The organism is Couchioplanes caeruleus, from assembly GCF_023499255.1.
GTDB lineage: Bacteria > Actinomycetota > Actinomycetes > Mycobacteriales > Micromonosporaceae > Actinoplanes > Actinoplanes caeruleus_A.
On sequence record NZ_CP092183.1, the window covers coordinates 2,026,683 to 2,040,502 of the forward strand.

The following is a 13,820-nucleotide window of genomic DNA, read 5'->3' on the forward strand; positions in this document are numbered from 1 at the left end:
TCTCGGTCTCACCACCCCGATCCCCGCAGTCGCCGCCCGCCCCCGCGCGGGGTGACCGCCCGGCCCGTGCGCCGCGGTCGGTACGGACCCTCCCCGTGCACCTGGCTATGCTCGCGTGGAGCGTCGTCACCGCGCTGCCGCTGCTGTGGGCGGTGGTCAGCTCGTTCAAGACCGACGACGAGATCCTCAACCACCCGTGGTCGCTGCCGTCGACCCCGCAGCCGGGCAACTGGGCGCGGGCGTGGACCGAGGCGAGCATCGGCCGCTACTTCTTCAACAGCCTCATCGTCGTCGGCGGGGCGCTGGCCCTGACGATGCTGCTCGGCTCGCTGGTCGCGTACGCCCTGGCCCGCTACGAGTTCCGCGGCAACCGGATCATCTACTACACGTTCGTCGCGGCCATGTTCTTCCCGGTGTTCCTGGCCCTGGTGCCGCTGTTCTTCGTCGTGCAGCAGCTCGGGCTGCTGGGCACGTACCAGGGGCTGATCCTGGTGTACGCGGCGTACGCCGTGCCGTTCACGGTGTTCTTCCTGCACGCGTTCTTCCGCAGCCTGCCGGCCGAGGTGGCGGAGGCGGCCTTCCTCGACGGCTGCTCACACGGCGCGGTGTTCTTCCGCGTCATGCTGCCGATGGCCCGGCCGGGCCTGGTGGCGGTCGGCATCTTCAATTTCCTCGGGCTCTGGAACCAGTACCTGCTGCCGCTGGTTCTCAACCCCGACCCGGACCGGTACGTCCTGGCGCAGGGTCTGGCCGCCCTGTCGGTCAGCCAGGGCTACCGCAGCGACTGGAGTGGTCTGTTCGCCGGCCTGACGATCGCCATGCTGCCGGTATTGATCGCCTATGTCGCCTTCCAGCGCCACATCCGAGCCGGAATGACCGCCGGCGCGGTCAAGTAGGTCCATCCCCTTTCCCCCGAACTGGAGGACCCCGCTCATGTCCATCGACAGACGTAAATCAATGTCCGCGCTGGCCGCGGTCGCCGTGGTGGGCGCGTTCGGCGCCGCCGCGGTCCTCGCGACCGCGACCAGCGCCTCCGCCGCCGACTGTGGCTACCTGTTCGACGACTTCGCGTACTCGTCGTCGAGCGACGCCAACCTGTCGGCGCACGGCTGGACCCCGCGCAGCTACGCCGGCGGTCCGGGCGTTCCCGGCGCCACCTGGTCGCCGAACAGCATCACGTTCCCCACCGCGGACGGCCAGAAGGTCATGCAGCTCACCGCCTCGACCGACGGCACCGGCGCCGGCACCAACCAGGCCGAGCTGTACAGCACGCAGAAGCGCTACCTCGAGGGCACGTACGCCAGCCGGGTCCGCTTCACCGACACCCCGGTCAGCGGCAACGACGGCGACCACATCAACGAGACGTTCTTCACGATCAGCCCGCTCAACGGCGACCTCGACCCGACGTACAGCGAGCTGGACGTCTCGGAGTACCTGCCGAACGGGGGCTGGGGCGAGACCGGGCCGATCAACTACCAGACCACCTGGTACACGTACCGCAACGACCCGTGGTACGCCGACAACGTCCACTCCGAGCAGCGCAGCTCGCTCAACGGCTGGCACGACCTGGTGGTCACCGTCTCGGGCGGTCACGTCATCTACTACATCGACGGCGTGCAGGTCGGCGACCACTCGGGCAAGTACTACCCGCGCCAGACGATGACGATCAACTGGAACCTGTGGTTCATCGACACGGCGGCGCACACGGGTGGGCTGTCCACGTACATCCAGCAGGTCGACTGGGTGATGTTCGCCAAGAACCAGGCGCTGAGCCCGGCGCAGGTCAGCTCGCGCGCGGCCGGCTACCGGTCGTCGGGCACGGCGTTCACGGACACCGTGGACTCGTCCGGCAGCGGATGCTCCACCACGCCGCCCACGAACCCGCCGTCGACGCCGACCACCCCGCCCTCGTCGCCCAGCACGCCGCCCCCGGCGGGAAACTGCTCGACCGCGCCCGAGTGGGCCTTCGGGACCGTCTACACCGCGGGCCAGACGGTCAGGCACGAGAAGAGCAAGTACGGCGACCCGAGCGGCCCGGCCTCCGGTGAGGGCAAGCACCTGTGGCGCGCCCGGTACTGGACGCAGGGCTCGGAGCCCGGCTGGACGCAGCAGTGGGAGGACCTCGGCCGCTGCTAGTTCACCAGGCGCCGCGGCGGGTCACTCCGGTGATCCGCCGCGGCCCGCGGTGTCGCGGAACTCGGTGGCCGGAGCGGCGTCCGGGGTGGCGTACTTGCGCTGCTCGGCCTCGCGCAGCTGGACCCGCCGGATCTTGCCGGAGATCGTCTTGGGCAGCTCGGTGAACTCGAGCCGGCGGATCCGCTGGTACGGCGACAGGTGCGCCCGGCAGTGCTCGAAGATCGACTGTGCCGTGGCCTCGTCGGCTGCCCACCCCTCGGCCAGCACCACGTACGCCTTGGGAACGTGCAGCCGCAGCGGGTCCGGCGAGGGCACGACGGCCGCCTCCACCACGGCCTCGTGCTCGATCAGCACGCTCTCCAGCTCGAACGGCGAGATCCGGTAGTCGGAGGCCTTGAAGACGTCGTCGGTACGCCCCACGTACGTGATGTAGCCGTCGGCGTCGCGGGAGCCGATGTCGCCGGTGTGGTAGTACCCGCCGGCCATGGCGTTGCCGGTGAGCTCCTCGTCGCCGTGGTAGCCGACCATCAGGCCCAGCGGCCGGGGATCCAGCTCGAGGCAGATCTCGCCCTCGTCGGCGGGCTCGCCGGTCAGCGGGTCGATCAGCGCCACCCGGTAGCCCGGCACCGGCCGGCCCATGGATCCCGGCCGGACCGGCTGGCCGGGCGTGTTGGCGATCTGCACCGTGGTCTCGGTCTGGCCGAACCCGTCGCGGATGGTGACGCCCCAGGCCTTCTGCACCTGCTCGATGACCTCGGGGTTGAGCGGCTCGCCGGCGCCGACCACCACGCGCGGCGCGGTGTCGAGCGCGCCGAGGTCGGACTGGATGAGCATGCGCCACACGGTCGGCGGCGCGCAGAAGCTCGTGACGCCGCACCGCTGCATCTGCTGCAGCAGCTTCGGCCCGTCGAAGCGCGAGTAGTTGTAGATGAAGACGCACGCCTGCGCGTTCCACGGCGCGAACACGTTGCTCCACGCGTGCTTGGCCCAGCCCGGCGACGAGATGTTCAGGTGTACGTCGCCCGGGCGCAGGCCGATCCAGTACATCGTCGAGATGTGACCCACCGGGTACGAGGTGTGCGTGTGCTCCACCAGCTTGGGGCGGGCCGTCGTACCGGACGTGAAGTAGAGCAGCAGGGTGTCGTCCGCCCTCGTCACGCCGTCGGGCTGGAAGTCGGCGCCGGCGGCGTACGCGTCGTGGAACGAGTGCCAGCCCTCGGCGGGCGCACCGACCGCGATGCGGGTGACCGCGTCGTCGACCTCGCCGAACCGGTCGGCCGCGGACGACAGCGCGATGACGTGCTGGGCGCCGCCCCGGCGCACCCGGTCACGGGCGTCCGCGGCACCGAGCAGCGGCGTCGCCGGGATGATGACCGCACCGAGCTTCATCATGGCCAGGATGGCGTCCCACAGCTCGACCTGATTGCCGAGCATGAGCACGACCCGGTCGCCGCGGCGCACCCCGCGGTCGCGGAGCCAGGTGGCCACCCGGTTGGACCGTTGCGCCATCTCGGCGAACGAGAACCGCTGCTCGGAGCCGTCCTCCTCGACGATCCACAGCGCCGGGGCGTCGTTGCCCTCGGCGATGACGTCGAACCAGTCGAGCGCCCAGTTGAACTCGGTCAGCCGTGGCCACGCGAAGCCCGCGCAGGCGCCCGCGTAGTCCTCGCGGTGCTCCAGCAGGAAGTCCCGGGCCGCACGGAACGCCGCCGTGCTCTCTGTCGCCGCCATGCGCTCCAGGCTGCTCCCGTGGCCCGCGGCCGCGCCACCCCCGGACGGGGGTGATGCGACCGTCATGGCTGCGTGGTGGCGCTCACCCGCTCTGGCTGCGTGGTCCGCGCCGGAGCCACCGCCGCGCTCACCGCGGCCGCCGCGTGCTCCTTGGCCAGGGCGACCGGGAACGCCCGGGTCGCCTGCCAGAGCCGCAGGATCAGCCACAGCTCGAAGCCGAGCAGGAGCGTGCCGGCCACGACCGACGTCGCGATCACCCAGCCGGTCAGCGGGCCGACGATGAACACGGCCATCTCGAACTCGATGCCGCTGACCAGGTGCGTCCGGATCCGGTGCGACAGCAGCAGCTGCCGCACGCGCGCGCGGGGGCCCTGCGGGATCACCCGGGCGCCGGGGTCGCCGGGGTCGGCGGGCGGGACCGGGCCGCGGGCCTCGGCGAGCTGGTCGCGCATGCTCTGGCGGACCTTCGCCATCTGCTGCGAGTTCAGGTATCGGAACAGGTCCAGGAAGACCACGACGGCCAGGGTCCACAGGTACGCCGCCGAGCCGGTCCTCGCGTACTGGCCGCCGAAGAGCGCCAGCGCGCAGACGAAGACGCGGAGGCGGTCGAACACGAAGTCGAACCAGGCGCCGAAGAGCGAGCCCGTACCGTTCAGCCGGGCGATCTTGCCGTCCATGCAGTCGACGACGAAGCTCACGTGGAACAGCAGGGCACCCGCGACGAGCCACCACCGGTCCTGCATCGCGAAGCAGGCGGCCGCGCCCAGGCCCAGCAGCGTCGCCACGACGGTGAGCAGGTTCGGCGTGACCCGGCGGTACGGCGAGACGAGCCGGACCAGCCGGACCGCCACGGGATCGACGAGCAGCACCGTCCACCACGCGTCGCGGTCCTTGTAGGTCTGCTCGCGGATCTCTCGCAGCGATGAGCGTCGCACCATAACCCCAATCAACGCGACGAGGGGGGTCGCGGAAACTACTTTTGTCCTTTTTGTGACGCGGCTGTCCACCGTCGCGGAAATGCCACGTCACAAGAAGCGCCCTGCATAGTAGCGTCCTTTCATGGCCGACCGTCGATATCCGCCGGTGGACCGTGCGGCGGCCTCGGACGTGCCCGCCGGCCCGGTGCCCACGGCGTCGACGGCCACCCCGCCCGGCGTCGACGGCCACCCCGCCCGGCGTCGCGGCGGACCCGCCGGCCGTCCACTACGACGACGAGGAACGCCCCGCCCGCACCCTCACCGGCAAGGTGGGCGCCGGGGTGACGGCGGTCGCGTTCGCCGTGGCCCTGCTGGGTCCGCGAGAACCTGGACGCGAACGTCGCCTGCGTGTTCACCAGGACGCTGTTCGAGAACCATCCCCAGCTCGCCCGGGCCGACGCCGCCGGCAAGGAGATCAGCCTCGACAAGGCCCGCAGAACCGAACCGGTCACCCTGCACCGCGGCGCGGTCCAGGCCCTCGACGACCCGGGCGCCCCGAGGTAAATGCGTTGAGGGCGCCCGCCCGGGCGCCCTAACGTAGGCCCCGTTCCGCACGGCAGCACGGACCGGAGGGAGTAGGCATGCACGGCAGCACCGCGAAGCGATCGCGCACCCCGCGCACGCAACCCCCGGGACCGGCCCGGCGACGCGACTGATCACCGCCTCGCCGCAAGCCGCCGCCCGGTTCGCCGCCGGCGGCTTTTTCGTGGCCGGCGGCGTGCAAGAGGGTCGGTGGCCGGCGCGGGCCGGCTGCGGCGGGTACGACGACCGCCGGGCTCGCCGGCAGGGAACACTTGCGCTACCCCGCCAACGCGCAGGCTCACCGCCCTCGAGAAACCCCTACCGACCAATGCCCCCATGGCGCAGCTGGACAGCGCGCGACGCTACGAACGTCGAGGCCGCAGGTTCGAATCCTGCTGGGGGTACGGGATCGTTGTCGCGTACATGTCGTCCACCCGAGGATGAGGAGGCGCCTTGTCGCCGCTCCTGAGTGACCGTGCGCCGGGCAACGAGATCGATGTGATCCTGACGCATCCCCTCCATTCCTGGTCCATCCGCACGATGGTGGGCTTGATCGATGACCTGCGCCGTTGCGGCGGAGCCGAGGATCTGTACGCGTTTCAGCGCCGGCTCGCCGCGCACGTGGCCGACATCGAGGAGCGGCACTACTCGGTGCGCAGGGTCGCGGGAAAGCTGAAGAAGGCCGGAGCGAAGCTTCCCGCCTACGCACCGGAGCTCGGAACCGATCGGGATCCCCACGATCGCGAGTCGTGGATCCTGGAAGGCGAGGTGTACGAGCGGGTATGGCGCCAGTTGAAGACGATCGGGGATGCGCTTGCGTGGCGCGCCTTCGGGTACGACCGGCGGATCATCGTGGCGCTGAGACCAGCGAGACGAACCGCGACCGTAAGCAGGACCGCAGGCTCATCCGCACGAGCCAGGTGCTCGCGGACGGCGGCGAGCTGCCCAGCGGCTTCACTCCCGTCCCGACCGGCGTCCCGTACCGGACCCAGCTTCAAGGCCTGCGTGAGCTCCTCGACAAGGCGCACACGCGAACCGGCGTGCAGGCAGGCGTGGTCTCCCGCGGGCGGGCGGTCGTGGCCGCCAGCCAGTACACCGCAGGTGACCACCACGATGCGGAGTCCTTCGGCAGCCTGTTCAAAGCGGAACTCGACCGGTGTCAGCGACGGATCGGCGCCCGATCGGACCAGGCCCTGACCTTCGCGAGCACCGACCTCGCGGCGCGATCGCCGACCCGGCCACCGTGGGCCATCTATCCGGTGTCGTCCTATGTGGCGGCGAGCCTGACGGCGGACGCGATGTTCTTCTACAGCACGATGGCGCCTGCAACGATCATTGCCGCGCTCGCCGGCGTCGGAGTCGAAGCAGGCTGGCTGCAGCCGCTGAACGGCGCGCTGGACCGGTCGCGGCCCTGCTGGGCGTCGCGTCGCCGCCGACGGTCCGTGCCGGTCAGAAGATGCGGGTGGCGTCTCTCAACGTCGAGGCCTTCACGAGCCTCATGTACGAGTTGGTCGATCTGACGACGTGGGCGCGACAGGTCGCCGCCACCCTCTCCGGCACGACTCCGGAGGGCGTCCTGCCGTGGCCGGTCTTCGCCGGCGAGCACCGGACCTGGTACTGAGCCGGGTCCGGTGCGCACGCCTGATCCGTCGGTCAGTGGACGTACAGGTCGAAGACCGTGCGGTTGTTGCTGTGCACGCAGCGGTAGAACTCCCAGCGGTGCTCGTTGGAGAGCTGGCGGCCGGTGTTGTCGCACTCGTTGCGGTTGGTGACCCCCGTCTTGTGCAGGTACAGCAGGTCGGAGTCGGAGCGGTTGTAGTACATGGCGTTGTCGACGACGTACTCGCCGAGTTCGTTGCCCGGGTTGAGCACGTTGTCCGCGTCGAAGTGCCAGTGGACGCCGAGCCAGAGCCGGCTGTGCGCGTCCTCGTCCGCGGCGGCGGAGAAGCTGGTGAAGGTACGCTGCACGCCGGCCGCGTTGGGGTCCTCCGTCGTGCCGGTGTAGGTGATGTTGTCGCGGCCGAACCAGTGCTCCATGACGTGCGCCCAGGTGTAGGCGAACGTCGCGTGGCCGGAGACGTAGGCCGGGAACGGCGGCGAGAAGTGGCGGCCCTGCCGGTCGACCGAGAGCGGCTGCCAGTTCGGGTCCGGGTCGGTGTCCGGGTTGCTGTCGTTCGCGGCCTGGTGGATGGCCATGTCGGGGCGCCACAGGTCGATGGATCCGAGGAACTTGCGGTCCCAGGAGAGGATCGAGGCGTCCGCGAGCCCGGTCGCCACCTGGGCGAACAGCTTCACCTTCGAGGTGACCGGCACCTGCTGGCCGTCCGCGACGATCTGGGTGTGCTGCAGCAGCTGGCCCGGCGGCTTGTACGTGCCGTTGACGTCGTTCGCCCAGAAGAACGCGGCCCGCTTCTGGTCGGCGGTGCGCACGGTCGAGTTCACCGCGCCGTACGCCTTCACCTCGTTGAACTGCTCGGTGTACTCGGGGCTGGCGAGCAGCTCGGCGTACGTGCCGGCGTCGGCCGGCATGTCCGGGCGGAACTGGTCCCCGCTGCTCATCACGAACGGCGTGACGTTGCCCCAGTTCGGCGTGACCACCGGCCCGGTGGGCGTGGCCGGCTGCCAGGCGCCGATCGCGCTGTCCGGGGTGTACGTCATCAGATCGTCGGCGTGGTCGTCGGCGCGCCGCTGCAGCGTGGCCGCCGCGGTCTGCCGGCCGATCGACTGGCCCGCGGCCTGCTGGGCGGAGGCCGGGATGTCGGTCTGTGCGGTGGCCAGTTCGTCGTCGAACGTGAAGCCGAGCGGTCCGAAGACGCCGGTGAGCGCGTCGTGGGCGGCGTAGTCGACGGCGGTGTTGAAGTCGCCGCCGCTGCCCACCTTCAGCGTGTACGGCCGGCCGAGGCAGTCCGCCGCCCGCTGCGCGCAGAGCACGGAGTTGGCGGCGTCGTACATCGACACGTACATGATGGCGGCGGAGCGCGCGAGCGGGCCCGGGCCGATGTCGTTGGTCTCCCGGAACGTCTGGAGCAGCACGCCGTTCCAGAAGTTCACGTGGTCGGCGGGTCCGGCGGCGGACGCCGGGGCGGGCGTGACGGCTTGCAAGGTTGCGGCGGACAGGGCTCCGGCCGCCATGAGCGCGCCGAGCCGGCGCAGTCGTGTGGCGTACGGGTTTCGGGCAGACAGCATCGTTTCCTAACCTCCCCGTGAGTCATGCGTCACTTTTGGTGACGCATGAGGCGACTCTACGAAGGGAGGCCGGAGGGGCGTCGGCCGCCGATGGTCCCCAGATGCGTGACCGATCGGCCGTTGACGAGTGTCCTATGTGGTCGTACGCAGCCAGCCACCGTCGATGTAGTACGTCGACCCGACCGTGTAGCTCGCGCGCGGCGAGCACAGGAAGACGAACAGGTTCGCGATCTCCTCCGGGTCGGCGAACCGGCCGATCGGCGCGTTGTCGTCGGCGACCTTCTGGAGGTACGCCTCCCACGTCGTGTCCGTGCCCGCGGTGAGCAGCTTCGCCGTCTTCTGCCAGTCCGGCGTCATCACCAGGCCGGGGTTGACGGCGTTGACCCGGATGCCGTCGCCGATCAGCTCGTTGGCGAGGCACTTGGAGAACATCACCAGCGCGGCCTTGGTGACGTTGTAGATCGGTTCGTAGCCCAGCGGCTGGGTCGCGCAGATCGACGCGTTGTGCAGGATCACCCCGCCGCCGCGCGCCTTCATCCCCGGCGCGAGGGCGCGGGCGAGGCGGACGGCCGCCATCACGTGCAGATCCCAGTACGCCTGCCAGCGCTCGTCCGTCGCCTCGAGGATGGTCTCCTCGCTGCCGGTGCCCGCATTGTTGACGAGGATGTCGGCGCCACCGAACTCCTCGCCGACCGCCGACGCGAGGGCCGCCACGCCGTCGGGCCGGGCGATGTCGGCGGGGACGGCGACCGCCCGTACGCCGAAGTCCGCGGTGATCGTCTCCGCCACGGACCGCAGGCGGTGCTCGTCGCGGGCGCACAGCGCGAGGTGGACGCCCTCGGCCGCGAGGCCGCGGGCGACCGCCAGGCCGATGCCCACGCTGCCGCCGGTGACCACGGCGACCTTGCCGCTGAGCTGAAGATCCATGGCGCCTCCCGGTTCACGTGCAAGCACCGTCGCACGAAACCCGGATCACCGCAGCGGCTCGCCCACCTCGTGCAGGTGCCGCAGCGCGATGCCGTACGACTCGAGCAGCCCGGTCACCTCGTAGTGCACGCCGATCTCCGCGCAGTACGCCTGCACGATCGGCTGGGCCCGGCGCAGGTTCGGCGTCGGCATGGCCGGGAACAGGTGGTGCTCGATCTGGTGGTTGAGCCCGCCCAGCGCGATGTCGGTCAACCGGCTGCCCCGGACGTTGCGGGAGGTCAGCACCTGCTTGCGGAGGAAGTCCTCGGAGCCGGTGGGGTGCGGCATGCCCTTGTGGTTCGGCGCGAACGTCATCCCGAGGTAGATGCCGAACAGGCCCTGGTGCACCGCGGCGAAGGCGAGTGCCTGCAGCGGGCTCAGCACGACCAGCAGCGCGGTCACGTACGCGACGAGGTGGAGAGCGAGCAGCGCCGCCTCGAGTCCGCGGTGCTTGATGCCGCCCGCGCGCAGCGCCCTGATGCTGTCCTTCTTGAGGCTCAGACCCAGCAGGGTCAGCAGCGGGAAGAACAACCACGCCTGGTGGCGGGTCAGCCACCGGTTGAACCGGCCGCGACGGTTGCGGGCCGCCTCGGTGGACCACACCAGCACCGCCGGCGTGACGTCCGGGTCGAGATCGTCGTGGTTCGGGTTCGCATGGTGCCTGGTGTGCTTGTCCATCCAGTAGCCGTAGCTCATGCCGATGGCCAGGTTGCCGGCGATCCGCCCGGCGCGGGCGCTCGGCTCGTTGGTGCGGAACACCTGCCGGTGCGCGAGGTCGTGGGCCACGAGCGCCACCTGCGCGAAGGTCACCGCCAGGAACGCCGCGACGGCCAGCGTCCACCAGGAGGAGCCCACGAGCAGGAAGGCGGTCCATCCACCGGCGAGCATCAGCGCCACGACGCTCAGCCGTACGGCGTAATAGCCGGGCTTGCGGGCCAGCAGGCCCGCCTCGGTGATCCGGCGGGCCAGCTCGGCGAAGTCGCTGCCGGTCGCGGCCCGGGGCCGCTCGATCGTTGTCATGCGTCCAGCCTCCCGGCGACGAGCGGGACAGTCAGGAGTGCAGACCCCCATGGAAGAGGGGTGCCAGCACTACCGCTTTGCGGTGTGCCGGCCGCCGAGAATGGCGGCATGGAGACGCGGGCGTGGGTACGCGACGGGCTGCGCGCCGTGGCCGACGGTGTGATCGCCGTGGGACTGGCGCTGACGAACTTCCCCCTGCTGGTGCTCTGGATCGTGGCGCTCGCGCTGACCCCGGTCGCCGGCATCGGCCTGGTGGCGCTGCCGTTCGTCACCTGGCTCGTGCGCGGACGGGCCGACCTGGCGCGCCGGCTGGCCGCCCGCGCCGGCGTGGCGATCACGCGGCCGTACGCGCCACGGCCGCAGAACGCGCTGCCCGTCGGCTGGCGCCGGTACCGGTGGATCCTCACCGATCCGGCGACCTGGCGGGACCTGGCGTGGCTGCTTCCCGGCGGCCTCGCCGGCCTGGTCCTCGGCGTCCTGACGCTGGCCCTGCCGCTGTACGGCCTCGAGGGCATCACGCTGCTGCCACTGTGGCTCTCGCTCGGCCTGGACTCGTACGGCTACGGGATCTACTGGCCGATCCAGACCCTCGGCGAGGGCATGATGTCGCTGCCGCAGGGCGTGCTGATCCTGGCGGCCGGCGTCGCCGTCGCACCCGGCCTGCGCTGGGTCGACGCCCAGTTCACCAGGCTGTTCCTGGCCCCGACGAAGGCGGCCGGGCTGCGGCTGCGCGTGGCGCACCTGACCGAGACGCGGGCCGACACCGTGGACGCGCAGGCCGCCGAGCTGCGCCGGATCGAGCGCGACCTGCACGACGGCGCCCAGGCCCGGCTGGTCTCGCTCGGCATGACCATCGGGCTCGCCGAGGAACTGCTCGAACGCGACCCGGCGGCGGTGCGCAAGCTGCTCGCCGAGGCGCGCGAGGCCAGCGGTTCCGCGCTGGTCGAGCTGCGGCACCTCGTGCGCGGCATCCACCCGCCGGTGCTCGCGGAACGCGGGCTCGACGGCGCGGTGCAGGCCCTCGCGCTCAACCTCCCGCTGCCGGTCGGGGTCGAGGTGGACGTGCCGGGCCGGCCGGAGACGCCGGTGGAGTCGGCCGCCTACTTCGCCGTCGCGGAGGCCCTGACCAATGTGGTCCGGCACAGCGGCGCCCAGACGGCCGCGGTCTCCATCCGGTACGCCGACGGCACGCTCGCGATGGTCGTGCTCGACGACGGCCGCGGCGGCGCGGACCCGGACGCCGGCACCGGGCTGCGGGGCATCGGGCGCCGGCTCGCCGCCTTCGATGGCACGATGACGCTGTCCTCGCCGCCCGGCGGCCCGACCGTCGTGACCATGGAGCTCCCGTGCGCGTTGTCATCGCCGAAGACCTCGCACTCCTCCGTGAGGGCCTGACGCGCATCCTCACGGCGTTCGGCATCGAGGTGGCCGAGGCGGTGGACAACGGTCCGGCGCTGCTGCCCGCGCTGCTGCGGCACCGGCCGGACGTCGCCGTGGTGGACGTACGGCTCCCGCCGACCTTCACCGACGAGGGGCTGCAGGCCGCGATCGCCGCCCGCACGGAGGTTCCCGGCCTGCCCGTGCTCGTGCTCTCGCAGCACGTCGAGCCGCTGTACGCCCGTGAGCTGCTGACCGACCGCCGCGGGGGAGTGGGCTACCTCCTCAAGGACCGGGTCTCCGACGTGGCGCAGTTCGTCGACGCCGTACGCCGGGTCGCGGCGGGCGGCACTGCGATGGACCCGGAGGTCGTGTCGCAGCTGCTCGCCCGCCGCGGACCGCTCGCCGCGCTGACCCCGCGCGAACGCGAGGTGCTCGGTCAGATGGCCGAGGGCCGTTCCAACGCGGCGATCGCGGCGAAGCTCTTCGTCACCGAGAAGGCGATCAGCAAGCACATCAACAACATCTTCACCAAGCTGGCCATGCCGCCGTCGGACGACGACAACCGCCGGGTGCTCGCCGTGCTCGCCTACCTCAACGCCTGAGCCGTCAGCCGGCCGCCCGGTACGCCTTCCCGGTCTCGGTCGGGCTCGTCGCGTTCCGGTAGAGGCCGTACGGGAGGGAGTCGCCGACCGCCGGCAGCGAGAACCAGGCGTACCGCTCGACGTAGGAGGCCGCGTTCAGCTGCTTCGTGCTGTTGGTGATGAACGCCGTGATCTGCTGGGTGTTCGGGAACTTCGGGGTGCCGGTGAAGTTCATCAGGCCGTACTCGGTGACCCAGATCGGCAGGTTGTAGCGGTTGTGCACGGCCTGCACGTACCCCATGAACTGCCCGACGGCCGCGTCGCTGAAGTCCGAGCCGTACCAGTGCAGGGTGATGAAGTCGACCTTGAGCCCGCGCTGGCGGGCGCCGGTCAGGAACCGGTCGAGCCAGCCGCCCGGGGTGTCCCCGCCGTACGCGACGGCCGGGCTGCCCAGCCGCATCCCGGTGCTCTGCAGCTGCGGCCACAGGTCGAGCGCCTGCTCCACGGTCATCTCGGCCTGGCCGGCCAGGTCCGGCTCGTTGAAGCCGAGCAGCGTCGAACCCTCGGTCCTCACCTTGGCCAGATTCGCTGCCGTGACGACGTTCTCGTCCCAGATCATCGGCACGAATTCGGCGTCGGCGGGCATCGCGTCGTTGTTCGTGCCCCAGTTGTAGTACCACTTCGCCCCGACGTCCTTGACCGCGCCGGAAAGGCCGTCGAACTGCCAGGTGCTCACGCCTTTCTTGCCGGCCGCCGGCGCGGGCGCCGGAACTGTCGCCGTCGGCGTGGCCGTCCCACCGGGCAGCGTCCATTTCTGGTTCGCCGCGCCGGTACAGGACCAGATCTGCAGGCGCGTTCCGGCGGCGTCCAGGCACTTGCCCGATCCGGTGTTGACGAGCTGTCCGCTGCGCGCCGACCACTTCTGTGCGCCGGTGCCGTTGCAGTCGTACAGCTGCACCCGGGCCCCGTCGGCGTGCGAGGCCGCGGCGACGTCGAGGCACTTCCCGAGCGCCTGCACGGCTTCGCCGTCGACGGTCCAGCGCTGCGCGGCGGTGCCGTTGCAGTCCCACAGCTGCACGGCGGTGCCGTTGGCCGGGTTGGCGCCGGCCACGTCGACGCACGTGCCGGTGCTGCCGGTGATCGGGCCGGCCGTGGCGGCCATGGCCTGGGTGACACCGAGGACGCCGAGACCGGCGACGACGACACTGGAGACGACAATCGCTAGGGAGCGCCGCCGGCGCGGCTGTGACGCTGACATGCCCGGCAACCTAACCGAGACAATGGTCGCCGGGCACATCGCGGACGCGGATTTAACCGACCC

The 13,820-nt window shown here is 71.0% G+C and carries 13 protein-coding genes and 1 tRNA gene; 8 read left to right on the forward strand and 6 right to left on the reverse strand.

Going from position 1 to position 13,820, the window contains the following annotated elements; genetic code table 11:
• Positions 1-107 precede the first annotated feature (107 nt).
• Positions 108-896 carry a carbohydrate ABC transporter permease gene (locus COUCH_RS09580; protein ID WP_249613653.1) on the forward strand — a complete coding sequence of 263 codons (789 nt, stop codon included), beginning with the start codon at positions 108-110 and terminating at the stop codon, positions 894-896.
• Between the two features lie 37 nt (positions 897-933).
• On the forward strand, positions 934-2,136 hold the full coding sequence (locus COUCH_RS09585) for a glycosyl hydrolase (protein ID WP_249611705.1): 1,203 nt from the start codon (positions 934-936) through the stop codon (positions 2,134-2,136).
• 21 nt (positions 2,137-2,157) lie between these two features.
• Here COUCH_RS09585 and COUCH_RS09590 read toward each other — a convergent pair whose 3' ends face one another.
• Positions 2,158-3,867, reverse strand: coding sequence for an AMP-binding protein (locus COUCH_RS09590; protein ID WP_249611706.1), 1,710 nt, complete (start codon positions 3,865-3,867; stop codon positions 2,158-2,160).
• Positions 3,868-3,929: 62 nt separating this feature from the next.
• Positions 3,930-4,805: a CDP-alcohol phosphatidyltransferase family protein gene (locus tag COUCH_RS09595; protein ID WP_249611707.1), complete on the reverse strand. Its 876-nt coding sequence runs from the start codon at positions 4,803-4,805 to the stop codon at positions 3,930-3,932.
• Positions 4,806-5,171: 366 nt separating this feature from the next.
• Between COUCH_RS09595 and COUCH_RS09600 the strand changes: the two genes are divergently transcribed.
• The 4 genes from COUCH_RS09600 to COUCH_RS38845 all read left to right on the forward strand — a co-directional run bounded on the left by COUCH_RS09600 (position 5,172) and on the right by COUCH_RS38845 (position 6,987).
• Positions 5,172-5,348, forward strand: coding sequence for a TAXI family TRAP transporter solute-binding subunit (locus COUCH_RS09600; protein ID WP_275980129.1), 177 nt, complete (start codon positions 5,172-5,174; stop codon positions 5,346-5,348).
• A gap of 348 nt (positions 5,349-5,696) precedes the next feature.
• Positions 5,697-5,770 (forward strand) — tRNA-Arg (locus tag COUCH_RS09605).
• A gap of 414 nt (positions 5,771-6,184) precedes the next feature.
• Positions 6,185-6,886, forward strand: a complete 702-nt coding sequence (locus tag COUCH_RS09610) for a hypothetical protein (protein ID WP_249611709.1) — start codon at positions 6,185-6,187, stop codon at positions 6,884-6,886.
• Positions 6,865-6,987, forward strand: a complete 123-nt coding sequence (locus COUCH_RS38845) for a hypothetical protein (RefSeq protein WP_275980087.1) — start codon at positions 6,865-6,867, stop codon at positions 6,985-6,987. The genes COUCH_RS09610 and COUCH_RS38845 overlap by 22 nt, the downstream gene beginning before the upstream one ends.
• Positions 6,988-7,019: 32 nt before the next feature.
• Here COUCH_RS38845 and COUCH_RS09615 read toward each other — a convergent pair whose 3' ends face one another.
• From COUCH_RS09615 to COUCH_RS09625, 3 genes are all read right to left on the reverse strand, one after another.
• Positions 7,020-8,552 (reverse strand): vanadium-dependent haloperoxidase, encoded by a 1,533-nt coding sequence (locus tag COUCH_RS09615; RefSeq protein WP_249611710.1) that lies wholly within the window; start codon positions 8,550-8,552, stop codon positions 7,020-7,022.
• 132 nt (positions 8,553-8,684) lie between these two features.
• Positions 8,685-9,479 (reverse strand): SDR family NAD(P)-dependent oxidoreductase, encoded by a 795-nt coding sequence (locus COUCH_RS09620; protein WP_249611711.1) that lies wholly within the window; start codon positions 9,477-9,479, stop codon positions 8,685-8,687.
• A 45-nt stretch (positions 9,480-9,524) separates the two neighbouring features.
• Entirely contained in the window at positions 9,525-10,538 is a 1,014-nt protein-coding gene (locus COUCH_RS09625; RefSeq protein ID WP_249611712.1) for a fatty acid desaturase family protein, read from the reverse strand.
• 108 nt (positions 10,539-10,646) lie between these two features.
• Between COUCH_RS09625 and COUCH_RS09630 the strand changes: the two genes are divergently transcribed.
• A complete protein-coding gene (locus COUCH_RS09630) occupies positions 10,647-11,933 on the forward strand; it encodes a sensor histidine kinase (RefSeq protein WP_249611713.1) in 1,287 nt (428 codons plus the stop codon).
• Positions 11,885-12,520, forward strand: coding sequence for a response regulator transcription factor (locus COUCH_RS09635; RefSeq protein ID WP_249611714.1), 636 nt, complete (start codon positions 11,885-11,887; stop codon positions 12,518-12,520). The genes COUCH_RS09630 and COUCH_RS09635 overlap by 49 nt, the downstream gene beginning before the upstream one ends.
• 4 nt (positions 12,521-12,524) lie before the next feature.
• Here the strand turns inward: COUCH_RS09635 and COUCH_RS09640 are convergent, their stop codons facing one another.
• A complete protein-coding gene (locus COUCH_RS09640; protein ID WP_249611715.1) occupies positions 12,525-13,757 on the reverse strand; it encodes a glycoside hydrolase family protein in 1,233 nt (410 codons plus the stop codon).
• Between the last annotated feature and the right edge of the window lie 63 nt (positions 13,758-13,820).

Coding starts and splice junctions, on each gene's coding strand:
- COUCH_RS09615 (WP_249611710.1), bottom strand. CDS start 8,552: ATGCTGTCTGCCCGAAACCCGTACGCCACACGACTGCGCCGGCTCGGC.
- COUCH_RS09640 (WP_249611715.1), bottom strand. CDS start 13,757: ATGTCAGCGTCACAGCCGCGCCGGCGGCGCTCCCTAGCGATTGTCGTC.
- COUCH_RS09590 (WP_249611706.1), bottom strand. CDS start 3,867: ATGGCGGCGACAGAGAGCACGGCGGCGTTCCGTGCGGCCCGGGACTTC.
- COUCH_RS38845 (WP_275980087.1), top strand. CDS start 6,865: ATGTACGAGTTGGTCGATCTGACGACGTGGGCGCGACAGGTCGCCGCC.
- COUCH_RS09585 (WP_249611705.1), top strand. CDS start 934: ATGTCCATCGACAGACGTAAATCAATGTCCGCGCTGGCCGCGGTCGCC.
- COUCH_RS09620 (WP_249611711.1), bottom strand. CDS start 9,479: ATGGATCTTCAGCTCAGCGGCAAGGTCGCCGTGGTCACCGGCGGCAGC.
- COUCH_RS09595 (WP_249611707.1), bottom strand. CDS start 4,805: ATGGTGCGACGCTCATCGCTGCGAGAGATCCGCGAGCAGACCTACAAG.
- COUCH_RS09580 (WP_249613653.1), top strand. CDS start 108: ATGCTCGCGTGGAGCGTCGTCACCGCGCTGCCGCTGCTGTGGGCGGTG.
- COUCH_RS09630 (WP_249611713.1), top strand. CDS start 10,647: ATGGAGACGCGGGCGTGGGTACGCGACGGGCTGCGCGCCGTGGCCGAC.
- COUCH_RS09625 (WP_249611712.1), bottom strand. CDS start 10,538: ATGACAACGATCGAGCGGCCCCGGGCCGCGACCGGCAGCGACTTCGCC.